At 63.5% G+C, this 13,791-nt stretch carries 12 protein-coding genes; 11 read left to right on the forward strand and 1 reads right to left on the reverse strand.

What is annotated here, in order from left to right; all coding sequences use genetic code 11:
- The first annotated feature begins 90 nt into the window (after positions 1 to 90).
- The 4 genes from panB to pgi all read left to right on the forward strand — a co-directional run bounded on the left by panB (position 91) and on the right by pgi (position 3,992).
- Positions 91 to 891: a 3-methyl-2-oxobutanoate hydroxymethyltransferase gene (gene panB / locus OU419_RS24105; protein ID WP_254472572.1), complete on the forward strand. Its 801-nt coding sequence runs from the start codon at positions 91 to 93 to the stop codon at positions 889 to 891.
- Positions 888 to 1,739: a pantoate--beta-alanine ligase gene (gene panC / locus OU419_RS24110; protein WP_254472571.1), complete on the forward strand. Its 852-nt coding sequence runs from the start codon at positions 888 to 890 to the stop codon at positions 1,737 to 1,739. Before panB ends, panC begins: the two co-directional genes overlap by 4 nt.
- A gap of 120 nt (positions 1,740 to 1,859) precedes the next feature.
- Positions 1,860 to 2,240 (forward strand): aspartate 1-decarboxylase, encoded by a 381-nt coding sequence (panD, locus tag OU419_RS24115; RefSeq protein ID WP_254472570.1) that lies wholly within the window; start codon positions 1,860 to 1,862, stop codon positions 2,238 to 2,240.
- Positions 2,241 to 2,327: 87 nt separating this feature from the next.
- On the forward strand, positions 2,328 to 3,992 hold the full coding sequence (gene pgi, locus OU419_RS24120) for a glucose-6-phosphate isomerase (RefSeq protein WP_254472569.1): 1,665 nt from the start codon (positions 2,328 to 2,330) through the stop codon (positions 3,990 to 3,992).
- 42 nt (positions 3,993 to 4,034) lie between these two features.
- Here pgi and OU419_RS24125 read toward each other — a convergent pair whose 3' ends face one another.
- The gene (locus OU419_RS24125; RefSeq protein WP_254472568.1) at positions 4,035 to 5,009 is read right to left on the reverse strand and encodes a GlxA family transcriptional regulator; all 975 of its coding nucleotides are present in this window, start codon (positions 5,007 to 5,009) and stop codon (positions 4,035 to 4,037) included.
- 99 nt (positions 5,010 to 5,108) lie between these two features.
- Between OU419_RS24125 and OU419_RS24130 the strand changes: the two genes are divergently transcribed.
- The 7 genes from OU419_RS24130 to OU419_RS24160 all read left to right on the forward strand — a co-directional run bounded on the left by OU419_RS24130 (position 5,109) and on the right by OU419_RS24160 (position 13,775).
- Positions 5,109 to 6,200: a DJ-1/PfpI family protein gene (locus tag OU419_RS24130; protein WP_254472567.1), complete on the forward strand. Its 1,092-nt coding sequence runs from the start codon at positions 5,109 to 5,111 to the stop codon at positions 6,198 to 6,200.
- A gap of 61 nt (positions 6,201 to 6,261) precedes the next feature.
- On the forward strand, positions 6,262 to 8,199 hold the full coding sequence (gene acs / locus OU419_RS24135) for an acetate--CoA ligase (protein ID WP_254472566.1): 1,938 nt from the start codon (positions 6,262 to 6,264) through the stop codon (positions 8,197 to 8,199).
- An 83-nt stretch (positions 8,200 to 8,282) separates the two neighbouring features.
- Positions 8,283 to 9,161 (forward strand): oxygenase MpaB family protein, encoded by an 879-nt coding sequence (locus tag OU419_RS24140; protein WP_254472565.1) that lies wholly within the window; start codon positions 8,283 to 8,285, stop codon positions 9,159 to 9,161.
- Positions 9,162 to 9,350: 189 nt separating this feature from the next.
- Complete coding sequence (locus OU419_RS24145; RefSeq protein WP_254472564.1) at positions 9,351 to 9,965, forward strand: response regulator transcription factor; 615 nt, start codon at positions 9,351 to 9,353, stop codon at positions 9,963 to 9,965.
- A 98-nt stretch (positions 9,966 to 10,063) separates the two neighbouring features.
- Complete coding sequence (locus tag OU419_RS24150) at positions 10,064 to 13,177, forward strand: DUF748 domain-containing protein (RefSeq protein WP_254472563.1); 3,114 nt, start codon at positions 10,064 to 10,066, stop codon at positions 13,175 to 13,177.
- Entirely contained in the window at positions 13,177 to 13,473 is a 297-nt protein-coding gene (locus OU419_RS24155) for a DUF2845 domain-containing protein (RefSeq protein ID WP_254472636.1), read from the forward strand. The genes OU419_RS24150 and OU419_RS24155 overlap by 1 nt, the downstream gene beginning before the upstream one ends.
- Positions 13,474 to 13,475: 2 nt before the next feature.
- On the forward strand, positions 13,476 to 13,775 hold the full coding sequence (locus tag OU419_RS24160) for a DUF2845 domain-containing protein (RefSeq protein ID WP_254472634.1): 300 nt from the start codon (positions 13,476 to 13,478) through the stop codon (positions 13,773 to 13,775).
- Positions 13,776 to 13,791 lie beyond the last annotated feature (16 nt).

A 13,791-nucleotide genomic window follows, 5' to 3' on the forward strand; every position in this document is an offset into this window, starting at 1 on the left:
CCGGTAACACCTGCAATTGACTTCGGCTCCCCCCATCCGGACTATAGGTGCCCGTTTGCCCCTGCCCGGCGCAGAACTGAGGACACTTTCATGCCTGATGTCACCCTGACCACCCTGCAAGGTCTCAAGCAAAGCGGCGAAAAGATCGCAATGCTGACTGCCTATGATGCCACTTTCGCGCACGTCGCCAGCCTGGCCGGTGCCGAAGTGCTGCTGATCGGTGACTCCCTCGGCATGGTGCTGCAAGGACACGACAGCACGCTCCCGGTCACCATCGATGACATGGCCTACCATACCGCCGCAGTGAAACGTGGCAACAAGGGCTCCCTGATTCTCACCGACCTGCCGTTCGAGTCCGGCACTTCCCTCGATCTGCTGCTGCGCGATTCGGTGAAGGTCATGCAGGCCGGTGCCCACATGGTCAAGCTGGAAGGCGGCGCATGGCTCGCAGAGCCGATCGTGCGCCTGGCCCAACTGGGCATACCGGTATGCGCTCACCTCGGCCTCACCCCGCAATCGGTCAACCTGTTTGGCGGTTTCAAGGTCCAGGGACGCCAGGAATCCCAGGCCCGCCAACTGCGCGCCGACGCCATAGCCCTGGAGCAGGCCGGCGCAGCCATGCTGCTGCTGGAGTGCGTGCCGTCGGCCCTTGCCAGGGAGATCAGCGAAGCGGTGAAGATCCCGGTGATTGGCATCGGCGCTGGCGCTGGCACCGACGGCCAGGTACTGGTGATGCACGACATGCTCGGCCTGTCGCTGACCGGCCGTTCGCCGAAGTTCGTGAAGAACTTCATGGAAGGCCAGCCCGACATCGCCTCGGCGATGAGCGCCTATGTCCGTGCGGTCAAGGACGGCACCTTCCCCGGCCCGGAACACGGATTCTCGTCATGAACACGGTAAAGACAGTTCGCGAGCTGCGTGCCGCCGTCGCCCGCGCTCGCAGCGAAGGCAAGCGCATCGCGCTGGTGCCGACGATGGGTAACCTGCATGCCGGCCACGCTGCCCTGGTGACCAAGGCCGGCCAGCGCGCCGACTTCGTGGTCGCCAGTATCTTCGTCAACCCGCTGCAGTTCGGTCCCCGCGAGGACCTCGACAAGTATCCGCGCACCCTCGCCGCTGATCAGCAGAAGCTGCTGGAAGCGGGTTGCCACCTGCTGTTCGCTCCCACCGTGGAAGAGATGTACCCCGACGGCATGGACGGCCAGACCCGCCTGCACGTTACCGGTGTATCCGAAGGGCTCTGCGGTGGTAGCCGTCCGGGCCATTTCGATGGTGTCGCGACGGTGGTCTGCAAGCTTTTCAACATGGTGCAGCCGGACATGGCCCTGTTCGGCGAGAAGGACTTCCAGCAACTCGCGGTGATCCGCAAGCTGGTGCGCGACCTCAACCTGCCGCTCCAGGTATTCGGCGAGCCCACCGTGCGCGCCGACGACGGCCTGGCGCTATCCTCGCGCAACGGCTATCTGAGCGCCGACCAGCGTGCTACCGCGCCGGTGCTCTACCGCACGCTGAAGCAGCTCGCCGAGCAGGTTCGCGGCGGGACGCGCGACTACGAGGCGCTGCTCGCTCAGGGGCGCCAGCAGATCGAACAGGCCGGCCTGCGCGTCGACTACCTGGAAATACGCGAATCAGCCGGCCTGCGCCCCGCCAGCGCAGAGAACCATCAGTTGGTCATCCTGGTCGCTGCCTTCCTCGGCACCACCCGCCTGATCGACAACCTCGCCTTCCAGATCGACTAATTCCCTGCCCCAAACCCGAAAATTCGCCTCGAGACCGCGCCAGCCGCGGCCTTGAGCGACTTTCGGTGCTCGGGCATACTCGCCCCGCACTCCCGCACCAGAAGAAGAGGAGCCACGTCCATGCAGAGCATCATGCTCAAAGCCAAATTGCACCGCGCCGAAGTTACCCATGCCGTGCTCGACTATGAGGGTTCCTGCGCCATCGATGGCGAGTGGCTCGATCTCGCCGGTATCCGCGAGTACGAACAGATCCAGATCTACAATGTCGACAACGGCGAACGCTTCACCACCTATGCCATTCGCGGTGAAGAAGGTTCGCGGATGATTTCCGTCAACGGCGCCGCCGCGCACAAGGCCAAGGTGGGTGACCGGGTGATCATCTGCGCGTACGCTCAGTTCAGCGCCGCCGAGCTGGAAGGTTACAAGCCTCGCATGCTGTACATGGCGCCCGGCAACGAACTCAGCCATACCAGCAACGCGATCCCGGTCCAGTTGGCCTGATCCCCGAAAAAAGCCCGGAACCTCCGGGCTTCTTTCAAGGTCGAGAGCCACACATTCAAACACGCACGTCACACCCGAAGGTACGTCATGCAACACCACCTCACTCCGCTGGACGCCACCCGACTGGCGAGTTGGCAGGCATTGGCCGCCCACCGTCAGGAGCTGCAGAACTTCACCATGCGTGAGGCATTCGCCCAGGACCCGGAGCGATTCAAGCGTTTCTCTCTCAGCGCCTGTGGCCTGTTCCTCGACTACTCGAAGAACCTCATTCGCCAGGACACTCTCGACCTGCTGGTGAAGCTGGCCGAGGAAGCCCAGTTGGGCGAGGCCATCCAGGCCATGTTCCGGGGTGACGTGATCAACGCCTCCGAGCGCCGCCCGGTGCTGCACACTGCGCTGCGCCGCCCCATCGGCGACAAGGTGAAGGTGGACGGCAAAGACGTGATGCCCGAAGTTCACCGCGTACTGCACCAGATGACCGAACTGGTCAGCTACGTGCACAACGGTCTGTGGCGCGGCTATACCGAGAAGCCGATCACCGATGTGGTGAACATCGGCATCGGCGGCTCGTTCCTCGGCCCGCAACTCGTTTCCGAGGCCCTGTTGCCATTCGCCCAGAAGGGTGTGCGTTGCCACTATCTGGCGAACATCGACGGCAGCGAGTTTCGTGAGCTGACCAGCCGCCTGAACGCCGAGACCACTCTGTTCATTGTCTCGTCCAAGTCCTTCGGCACCCTCGAAACGCTGAAGAACGCCCAGGCCGCGCGCGCCTGGTACCTGGCCCAGGGCGGCAAGGAAGAAGAGCTGTACCGCCACTTCATCGCCGTTTCCAGCAACAAGGAAGCAGCGGTTGCGTTCGGTATCCGCGAAGAGAATGTCTTCCCGATGTGGGACTGGGTCGGTGGCCGCTACTCACTGTGGTCCGCCATCGGTCTGCCGATCGCCATGTCCGTGGGCATCAACAACTTCAAGGAACTGCTCTCCGGCGCTTACAGCATGGACCAGCATTTCCTCACCGCGCCGTTCGACCGCAACATCCCCGTACTGCTGGGCCTGCTCGGTGTCTGGTACGGCGACTTCTGGGGCTCGCGCAGTCACGCGATCCTGCCCTACGACTATTATCTGCGAAACATCACCGACCACCTGCAGCAACTGGATATGGAGTCCAACGGCAAGAGCGTTCGCCAGGATGGCACGCCGGTCTCGGCAGGTACCGGCCCGGTGATATGGGGTGGCGTCGGCTGCAACGGCCAGCACGCCTACCACCAGTTGCTGCACCAGGGCACCCACCTAATCCCGGCAGACTTCATCGTTCCGGTATCCAGCTACAACCCGGTCGCAGACCACCACCAGTGGCTGTACGCCAACTGCCTGTCGCAGAGCCAGGCGCTGATGGTCGGCAAGACCCGCGCAGAGGCCGAGGCCGAACTGCGTGCCAAAGGCCTGGACGAGGCCGAAGTGCAGCGCCTGGCGCCGCACAAGGTGATCCCTGGCAACCGACCGAGCAATACCCTGGTACTCGAGCGCATCAGCGCGCGGCGCCTGGGCGCCCTGATCGCCATGTACGAGCACAAGGTTTACGTGCAGAGCATCCTCTGGGGCATCAACGCCTTCGACCAATGGGGCGTGGAGCTGGGCAAGGAACTGGGCAAGGCCGTCTACGGACGCCTGGTCGGCAGCGAGGAAAGCATCGCCGAAGACGCCTCCACGCAGGGCCTGATCGACTTCTTCCGCGGACGCCATCGCGGCTGATGCCAACAGGGACGGCTGCGTGGCCACGCAACCGTCCCGCTCTCATCGACAGAAGCGCTGCCGATATTCTCCGGGCGTAACGCCCAGCACCTGGACGAAGGCGCGCCGCAGGTTGTACTCGCTGGCAAACCCGCTCTGCAGCGCGACCCGCTTGAGCGAAGAGCCGCCTCCCTCCAGTAGCCGACAGGCCGCATCCAGCCGCAGTTGCAACAGCAGTTTCGCCGGCGTGATCCCCAGCGCGCCCTGACAATGCCGGTGCAGCGTGCGGGGAGAAATCGCCAGCCACGCGGCCATATCTTCGACATCCAGCGGCTCGTGCAGATGCTCCCTCAACCAGCGCACCAGGCGCTCCAGCGGCCCGTCCTCCGGCGCCTGCTGCATCAGCAGCTCCGCACTGAACTGACGCTGCCCGCCGGGACGTCGCAAGTACATCACCAGACCCTTGGCAACCTGCAACGATACTTCCCGGCCGTGATCCTCCTCCACCAGGCTCAGGCTCAGGTCCATACCCGCCGTAACGCCGGCGGAGCTGTAAATGCGCCCGTCACGCACGAACAAGGCATCCTCCAAAACACGCAGCCCGGGGAACATCCGCTGCAACAACGCGGCGTAACGCCAATGTGTCACCACCGGCCGCCCCTCCAGCAAGCCGGCCTGCGCCAGCAGAAAGGCTCCTGTGCAGATAGCTCCGCAACGCAGCGCATGGGGCTCCACCGCCGCAAGCCAACGTGCCAACGCGCCCTGCGACATTGCCTTCTGCACCCCGTATCCACCGGCGACCAGCACTGTGCAGCCGGCAACCGACGGCGGCTCCGGCAACGCCTCGGTCATCAGCTCGAGCCCGGTGCTCGAGCGCATCAACCCGCCATCCGGGGAAACCGCCTGCAACCGATACCCCACATGATCCCCCCGCAGCGGCAGGTGCTCCGCCACCGCCGCGAAAACCTCGGCCGGGCCGGTGGCATCCAGTAGCTGAAAGTCCGCAAAAATCACTAGCAGAACTCGATGCGTCGTCATGGTCGATACTCGAATGGCTTTGGCAGGTATTCACCGATTGTTGTCATTTGCGACAGGCGCGCAAGGCTCAAGATGGTCTTCCACCCTCGGAGACCGACCATGCGAACTCCTCTGCTGCTGACCCTGCTGATCATCCATTCCCCGGTGTGGGCCGATAACGACCACCTGCCGCCCTATCAGGCACGCTTCGACCGGGACAAGCCGGTAATCGCGGTGGTCGGAGAAAATCGCATGACCGAGCTGGTGGACTATCTGGTGCCTTTCGGTCTTCTCAGCCAGGCCGGCATCGCCGAGGTGGTCGCACTATCTACCGAGGCCGGGCCGCTGCACCTGATGCCGGCGCTGACGATCCGCGCACAGGCCACGGTGGAGGAATTCCAGCGGCTTTATCCACAGGGGGCGGACTACCTGATAGTGCCCGCAGTGCATGAGAGCGACGATCCTCGCCTGCTCGCCTTCATCAGAAGCCAGGCGAAACACGGCGCCACCCTGGTCGGCATCTGTGACGGGGTGCTGGCGCTGGGGCAGGCCGGGCAACTGCGCGGGCGACGCGCGACCGGCCACTGGTACTCGCTGCAGCAACGCCGGGAAGACTTTCCCGAGACTCGCTGGGTGGAGAATCGCCGCTACGTGGTAGACGGCAAGGTGATGACTACCTCCGGCGTCAGCGCCGCGATTCCCGCAACGCTGGCCGTGGTCGAAGCTATTGCCGGTGCCGGAAGGGCCGCAGAGCTGGGCAGCGCTATCGGGCTGGCCGACTGGTCTCCCCGGCACGACAGCAGGCAGTTCGCCTTCGGCGCCCGCGACTACATGACCATCGCCGGCAATTACGCGGCCTTCTGGCGCCATGAAACGCTCGACGTCCCCCTGCAACCCGGCCTGGACGAAGCAGTCCTCGCCCTGAAGACCGATGCCTGGGCGCGCAGTTTCCGTACCGAAGTCAGCGCCAGCGCCGCAGGGCCGGTCATCAGCCGCCACGGGCTGACCTTCCTGCCCGATGTGCAGGACTCCTCGGCGACTCCAATGCCCGGCGACGCCACCAGCGCAAGTGACGCGCTGGACGAAGCGATACAGAGTATCGGCGAGCGCTATGGCTTGGCGACGGCAGAGCTGGTCGCTGCCCAACTGGAATACCAGCCATCTGAACGAAGCAAGCCCGAGGCGCGTCGAAACAACAGGGACAACCCTTGAACCTGCCTGGGCTTGGATGCACCCTTGTGGGCATCTGGGCTCACAACAACAAGGATCCGCCATGTACGAGATCAGCCTTCATCCGGTGCCGGAAGCGACGCGCCAGCGCTCCTACCTGGACAACGACGCCTACCTGCGTCTCTACCAGCAATCGGTGGAAAACCCCGATGCGTTCTGGGGCGAACAGGCCACTGCCTTCCTCGACTGGTTCAAACCCTGGTCCTCCGTCCACCACGGCGACCTGGCTCGCGGCCAGGCCACCTGGTTCAAGGGCGGCCAACTGAACGTCACCTACAACTGCATCGACCGCCATCTGGAAACCCGTAGCGAGCAGGTAGCGATCATCTGGGAGGGCGACAGCCCCGCGGAATCCGCGAACATTACCTACCGCAAGCTGCACAGCCATGTCTGCCGCCTGGCCAACGTGCTCAAGAGCCGAGGCGTGGAGAAAGGCGACCGCGTCTGCATCTACATGCCGATGATCCCGGAAGCGGCCTATGCCATGCTCGCCTGCGCGCGCATCGGCGCGATCCACTCGGTGGTGTTCGGCGGGTTCTCCCCCGACGCGCTGCGCGACCGCATTCTCGATGCCGACTGCCGCACCGTGATCACCGCCGACGAGGGCGTGCGTGGCGGCAAGTACATCCCTCTGAAGAAGAACGTGGAAAAGGCACTGCAGGACTGCCCGGACGTATCGACCGTGGTGGTGGTCGAGCGGACCCAGGGCGATATTCCGTGGGTCGAAGGGCGCGACCTCTGGTACCACGAGGCGCTGCGCGGCGTCAGCGAAGACTGCGCACCGGTGCCGATGGATGCCGAAGACCCGCTGTTCATCCTCTACACCTCCGGTTCCACAGGCAAACCCAAGGGCGTTCTGCACACCACCGGCGGCTACCTGCTGGGCGCGGCGATGACCCACAAGTACGTGTTCGACTACCGCGACGGCGACATCTACTGGTGCACCGCCGACGTCGGCTGGGTAACCGGACACAGCTACATCGTCTATGGCCCGCTGGCCAACGGCGCTACCACCCTGATGTTCGAAGGCGTACCCAACTACCCCGACGCCTCGCGCTTCTGGCAGGTCATCGACAAGCATCAGGTGAACATCTTCTATACCGCCCCCACCGCCATCCGCGCGCTGATGCGCGAGGGCGAGGAGCCGGTGCGCAAGACATCCCGCGCCAGCCTGCGCCTGCTCGGCTCGGTGGGCGAGCCGATCAACCCGGAAGCCTGGGAATGGTACTACCACGTGGTCGGCGAGCAACGTTGCCCGATCGTCGATACCTGGTGGCAGACCGAGACCGGCAGCATCCTGATTACCCCGCTGCCAGGCGCCACGGCGCTCAAGCCGGGTTCGGCGACACGCCCGTTCTTCGGCGTGCAGCCAGTGCTGCTCGACGAGCGCGGCAAGGAAATCGATGGCCCCGGCTCCGGCGTGCTGGCGATCAAGGCCAGTTGGCCGAGCCAGATTCGCAGTGTCTACGGTGATCACCAGCGGATGATCGACACCTATTTCAAACCCTATCCCGGCTACTACTTCACCGGGGACGGCGCGCGCCGTGACGAAGACGGCTACTACTGGATCACCGGTCGCGTGGACGATGTGATCAACGTATCCGGCCACCGCATCGGTACCGCAGAAGTGGAAAGTGCGCTGGTGCTGCACGATGCGGTGGCGGAAGCCGCCGTAGTCGGCTACCCGCACGACCTCAAGGGCCAGGGCATCTACGCCTTCGTCACGCCGATGAACGGCGTCGAACCCAGCGATGCACTCAAGCAGGAGCTGCTGGCCCTGGTGAGCAAGGAAATCGGCAGCTTCGCCAAGCCGGAAATGCTGCAATGGGCGCCCGCCCTGCCGAAGACCCGTTCGGGCAAGATCATGCGCCGCATCCTGCGCAAGATCGCCTGCGACGAGCTGGATAACCTGGGCGACACCTCGACCCTGGCCGATCCGAGCGTCGTGCAGGGGCTGATCGACAATCGCCTCAATCGCTGATTGCGCGCTTCAGGCCTCGGGCACAAAGATGCTAGGTTTAGGATCCAGATCTGCCGTCCCTGCCCCGAGGCCTGCTCGCCGCAATGGAAACCGTTCGCCGTCATATCGAAAGCCAGGTGCTCAGCCTGACCGGCCTCGCCCTGGGCGGAGTCGACTTCGAGTCTCCCAAGGGTGATCCCGGTCTTTTCGGCCCGGACTCGACGTGCTGGAAAGTTCACGGCGACTTCAGTTCGATGCTGATCGGCGGTATCAGCGCCCTTCTGCTGCAGATGCTCCACCCGGCCGCACTGGGCGGCGTATGGGACCACTCCAACTTCCGCGCCGACATGCTCGGCCGCCTGCGCCGCACAGGGCAGTTCATCTCCGCAACCACCTATGGCTCGCGGGGGGACGCCGAAAAGCTGATCGAGCGTGTGCGGCGCATCCACGATGGTGTGCACGGCACGTTACCCGACGGCACACACTACTCAGCCAATGATCCGGACTTGCTGACCTGGGTCCACGTGGCCGAAGTCAGCAGTTTTCTCGCCTCCCACCTGCGCTACCTGAATCCGGATCTGTCCGGCGCCGAGCAGGATCGCTACTACGACGAAATCGCCCTGATCGCCGAGCGCCTTGGCGCGCGCAATGTGCCGCGTTCGCGCCGCCAGGTCGCCGACTACCTGCAGAACATGCGCCCGCAACTGTTGTATGACGAACGCACCCGGGAAGTCGTGCAAGTGCTGTTCAACGCCCCCGCCCCCAGTTTCCTGGCCAAGCCGTTCGGCGTGCTGATGATGCGCGCCGGCATCGACCTGCTGCCGGAATGGGCCGCCGACCAGCTCGGCCTGAGCCTGGGCAGCCTGCAGCGCCAACTGGTCCGCGCCAGCGTGAAACGCAGTGTGCCGCTACTGCGCTGGGCGGTGCGCAACGGCTCGCTGCACCGCGCCCGACGGCGTATGGGGTTGCCTCCGCTCCGGTGATCTCAGACCTGAATATGCAGAAATCATCTGAACGGACAAGTCTTTAGTCCCGCGTATCGCAACGAAAAAACGATTGTTGACTTTGAGCAAGGTTCTAGTTGCGGTTCTAGGATTATTCCGTAATCGACAGAACATCTGAGCTATCTTCAACGTCTACGCGCCGACTGTGACCAGACTTGGGAGTGAAATATGAGTAAGCGTGTCGTGCTGATCGAAGATCACCCAGCGATGCGTTTGGCGATCCGCTCATTGCTCGAACAGGATTCGCAATTCGAAGTGGTTCGCGAGGCTGCCGACGGTCATGGTGGGCTGGACGCCGTACGCAAGGAGTGTCCCGACCTGGTGATTCTCGACCTCAACCTCCCAGGCATGGACGGCCTGGACCTCCTCGCTCGCATCCATATCTTCGACGAGAACATCCGTCTGCTGGTGCTCAGCTCCCAGGATGAGCGCCTGTTCTCCGGCAAAGTCGAGGCCGCCGGCGCCCACGGCTTCGTGAGCAAGAACAAGGACACCAACGCCATCCTCAATGCCGCCCGCATGCTGGTCGCCGGATATCGTTGCTTCCCGGAGAAATCCCTCCACGTCACCAGCCATAACGACCCTGTCGCCGCCCTCACCCCGCGCGAACTGGTGGTCCTGCGCAGCCTGGTACGCGGCATGAGCAACAAGGAGATCGCCGAAGAGCTGTTCCTCAGCCAGAAGACCGTCAGCACGTACAAAACCAGGATCCTGGAGAAACTCAATCTGGAAAGCGTGGTCGATCTGGTGGAGTTCGCCCGCACCCATCGACTGAATGACTGATCTCCGACCGTACAAGGCCCGTTAGGGCATTCGTGCGTTCGTAATCGCCCAGCCGTGCCATACTCCAATGGCACGTCACGACGGAAACGACACCCGCCATGCCCAAAGGACTGAAACGCGCAATCGGCGCGCTGTTGCTGCTATTCCTCTTCTACTGCCTGCTGGGCTTCCTGATTCTTCCCGGCATCGCTCTGCGCGTCGCCAACCAGCAGTTGGCGCAGTACGCCAGCATCCCGGCGCGGCTGGAGCGCATCGAGCTGAACCCGTTCAGCCTCGAACTGACCCTCTGGGGCCTGCATCTGGGCCAGGATGGAGAGGAGCAGGTACGTTTCAAGCGTCTGTATGCCAATCTGGAAATCGACAGCCTGTGGAAGCGCCACCTGCACTTAGCCGACATCGAGCTGGATGCGCCTCACACCGAGTTGCTGTTCGCCGAGAACGGCACGCTGAACCTGACGCAGCTATTCAAGCTGCCGCCCAGCCAGCCGGCCCCCGCGCAGGCTGAGCCCAGCCAGCCCTTCCCGCTGAGAATCGACCGCATTCGCCTGGCCGGAGGAAGCCTGCACTTCCTCGATCGACGTCCGAGCGAGCCTGTGGAATTCCTGTTCGACCCGATGGGTTTCGAACTGCACAACCTCAGCACGCTGCCGGACGATGGCGCGCAGATGACGCTGGTTGCCACCGGCCCGCATGGTGGCAAGCTCGACTGGCAGGGTGACCTCAGCCTGATACCGCTCACATCCAGTGGCAGCCTCTCTCTCCAGGGCGTCCCCCTCAAGGCGTGGTGGCCCTATGTGCGCGACAACGCACCGCTGAGCCTGGAGAGCGGAACCCTGAGCGTATCCTCGGATTATCGCCTGGATCTCTCCAAAGGCACCCAACTGCTGCTCGACAAGGCTGCCGTGAACCTGTACGACCTCAGCCTGAAGTCCCCTGACGGCAAGCCCCTGGCCAACCTCGCAAGCCTCGACGTCGCCGATACCACGCTCGACCTGGCCGAGCGTGAAGTCGTGGTCGGCCAGATTCGCAGCCAGGGTCTTGAGGCATGGGCCGCGCGTGAGAAGGACGGCCAGCTCGACTGGCAGAAGCTGTTCGCCAACTTCAAACCTTTCAAGCGACCGCAGGAGCAGGCTTCTCAGGCGCAGCCAACCTCCGAGCCCGCCGAACGGCAGGCCGCCTCCGAGCCGGAGACACCCTCACCTGCCGCAACGCAGAATTCGCCAGACAAGGCTGCCCCGGCGCCTGCCAACGCAGAGCCTGCAGAGACAGGGGCACAAGCGCCGGCCACCAAGAACCGGGAGTCCGGTGCCGGTGAAACTCCGGCCAAGGAGCCGGCTCCTGCAACCAGCGCCCCGGCCGAGCCGGAAAAAGCCTGGCACGTGGTCTTGCGCGATACCCAACTGCGTGGCTACAAGGCGCACTTGGCGGACCGCGCCCCAGCAAAGCCGGTCGCGCTGGAAATTGGCCCGCTGGACCTCGATCTGCAGAACGTCGATAGCCTGCGCACCTCACCCCTGCTGCTCAAGCTCAAGACCGGCCTGGGGCAGCGCGGACAGATCGAAGCCAGCGGTCAGGTCAATCTCCAGCCGATCAATGCCAAGCTGAAGGTCGCCACCCGCGACATCGACCTGCGCGTCGCACAGTCCTATATCGACCCCTTCATTCGCCTGGAACTGCGCAGCGGCTTACTCGCCAGCGATCTCAATGTCGACCTGAAGAACACCGAGCCACTGGCCTTCGGCATCGACGGCAGTGCTCAAGTGACCCAACTGCATACTCTCGACACGCTGAAGAATCGCGACTTCGTCAAATGGACCAAGCTCACGCTGAACGGCCTTGCCTACCGCCACGGCGACAGCCTGTCGATCCAGAGCGTTTCGCTGGAAGAGCCGTATGCGCGCTTCATCATCAACGAGGACCGCTCCACCAACGTCAGCGAGCTGATCATCCCGCAGCCGGCCTCGTCATCTTCGTCGGCCAGCAGTGGCAGTAACGCGGGCGGCGGCAAGCCGATGGGTATCCATATCGGAGGCGTGAAGGTGAACAACGGCTCGGCGAACTTCGCCGACCTGACCCTGCGCCCGGACTTCGCGACTGCCATCCAGCAGTTGAGCGGGGAAATCGGCACCCTCGACAACCGAAATCCTGTGCCCGCCACCGTGGATATCAAAGGCAAGGTCGACAAATACGCCCCGGTCACCATCAAGGGCAGCCTGAATCCCTTCTCGCCGCTGGAAAAGCTGGACATCGCCACCAGCTTCAAGCGCGTCGAACTGACTACCCTGACCCCCTACTCGGGCAAGTTCGCCGGCTATCGCATCCGCAAAGGGCGGCTAAATCTGGACCTGCACTACCAGATTACCCAAGGTAAGTTGAAAGCCGACAACAAGGTGCTGGTGGAGCACCTGCAACTGGGCGAAAAGGTCGACAGCCCAGATGCCGTCGACCTGCCAGTCAAGCTGGCGGTCGCCCTGCTCAAGGACGCCAACGGCAACATCGACATCCAGTTGCCGGTCGAAGGCGACCTGAACAACCCGCAGTTCAGCGTGATGCCGATCGTCTGGCAAACGCTGCGCAACCTGGTGGTACGTGCGGTTCAGGCGCCCTTCAAGTTCATCGCAGGGCTCGCCGGAGGCGAAGGCCCGGACCTGAGCAACGTGATGTTCGCTCCCGGTTCCAGCGAGCTGGACTCCGCCGCCCAGGGCAACCTGGACAAGCTGGCCGACGCCCTCAAGCAACGGCCAGCACTGAAGCTGGAAGTCGAAGGTGTCAGTGCCGCCAGCAGCGATGGCCCACTGCTGGCTGAAAGGCGCCTGCAGGAGGAATTCCGCAAGAACTACTACAGCATGCTGCAACGCCGGGGCGACAAGGTACCGAGCGATGCGAGCAAGCTCGAAGTGCCGGAGAATCTGCAACCGGCATTGCTGGAGGGAATCTATCGGAGCCGTCTGAAGAAGCAGCCGCCGGATGAGTGGAAAGAGCTGAGCAAGGACGAGCGCACCGAGAAGCTGCACCAGGCAGTGCTTGACTCCTGGAAAGACAGCCAGCTACTGCTGCGCAAACTCGGGCAGCAGCGGGCCACCCAGATCAAGGACTATCTGGTATCCAAGGGCGGACTGGGCGACGACCGTGTCTATCTGATCGACGTCAACCTGGGTGAAGCGGAGGAGGGTGGCAAGGTAGCGACTCAACTGCACCTGGACAGCGAATGATGTGCCGAGCCATGAAAGCCGTGATTACCGGCGCGCTGCTGCTCTGTGCCTCCGTGGCGCAGGCAGAGAGCATGCGCTGCGGCAGCGCGCTGATAAGCGCCGGCGACCGGGCGTGGGAGGTCGAGCAGAAATGCGGGCCACCCGAACATCGTGACGAGGTCGGCTATACCCTGAGCGATTACGATCATCGCGAGTACCGTGTCGAGGAATGGGTCTACGGACCGCGCAACGGCACTATCTACATCCTCACTTTCGAGGCCAACCGGCTGAAAAGCATCGAGTTCAAGCGCAATTGAGTATCCGATCATTCGTCACGGTGGCGCTGCTGATCCCGCTGGCCGGACAGGCCGAAGCGGCAAGCCTGCGCTGCAACAGCAAGTTGATCAGCACCGGCAATCTCACCAGCGAAGTGCTCGACCGCTGTGGCGAGCCGGTTGATCGTTCGTTCCTCGGCTACAGACAGGTGGTCGGCGACTGGGGACAGCGCAGCGAGGTGGCTGTCGAGGAATGGATCTACGGGCCGTGGAACGGCATGCTCTATTTCGTCCGTTTCGAAGGCAATCGCCTCACCACCATCCAGAGCAAACGCAGCAACTGACATCCCTCCCCTGCCG

Source organism: Pseudomonas triclosanedens (genome assembly GCF_026686735.1).
Lineage (GTDB): Bacteria > Pseudomonadota > Gammaproteobacteria > Pseudomonadales > Pseudomonadaceae > Pseudomonas > Pseudomonas triclosanedens.

Coding starts and splice junctions, on each gene's coding strand:
- OU419_RS24150 (WP_254472563.1), top strand. CDS start 10,064: ATGCCCAAAGGACTGAAACGCGCAATCGGCGCGCTGTTGCTGCTATTC.
- pgi (WP_254472569.1), top strand. CDS start 2,328: ATGCAACACCACCTCACTCCGCTGGACGCCACCCGACTGGCGAGTTGG.
- OU419_RS24130 (WP_254472567.1), top strand. CDS start 5,109: ATGCGAACTCCTCTGCTGCTGACCCTGCTGATCATCCATTCCCCGGTG.
- panB (WP_254472572.1), top strand. CDS start 91: ATGCCTGATGTCACCCTGACCACCCTGCAAGGTCTCAAGCAAAGCGGC.
- acs (WP_254472566.1), top strand. CDS start 6,262: ATGTACGAGATCAGCCTTCATCCGGTGCCGGAAGCGACGCGCCAGCGC.
- panD (WP_254472570.1), top strand. CDS start 1,860: ATGCAGAGCATCATGCTCAAAGCCAAATTGCACCGCGCCGAAGTTACC.
- OU419_RS24140 (WP_254472565.1), top strand. CDS start 8,283: ATGGAAACCGTTCGCCGTCATATCGAAAGCCAGGTGCTCAGCCTGACC.
- OU419_RS24155 (WP_254472636.1), top strand. CDS start 13,177: ATGTGCCGAGCCATGAAAGCCGTGATTACCGGCGCGCTGCTGCTCTGT.
- panC (WP_254472571.1), top strand. CDS start 888: ATGAACACGGTAAAGACAGTTCGCGAGCTGCGTGCCGCCGTCGCCCGC.
- OU419_RS24145 (WP_254472564.1), top strand. CDS start 9,351: ATGAGTAAGCGTGTCGTGCTGATCGAAGATCACCCAGCGATGCGTTTG.
- OU419_RS24125 (WP_254472568.1), bottom strand. CDS start 5,009: ATGACGACGCATCGAGTTCTGCTAGTGATTTTTGCGGACTTTCAGCTA.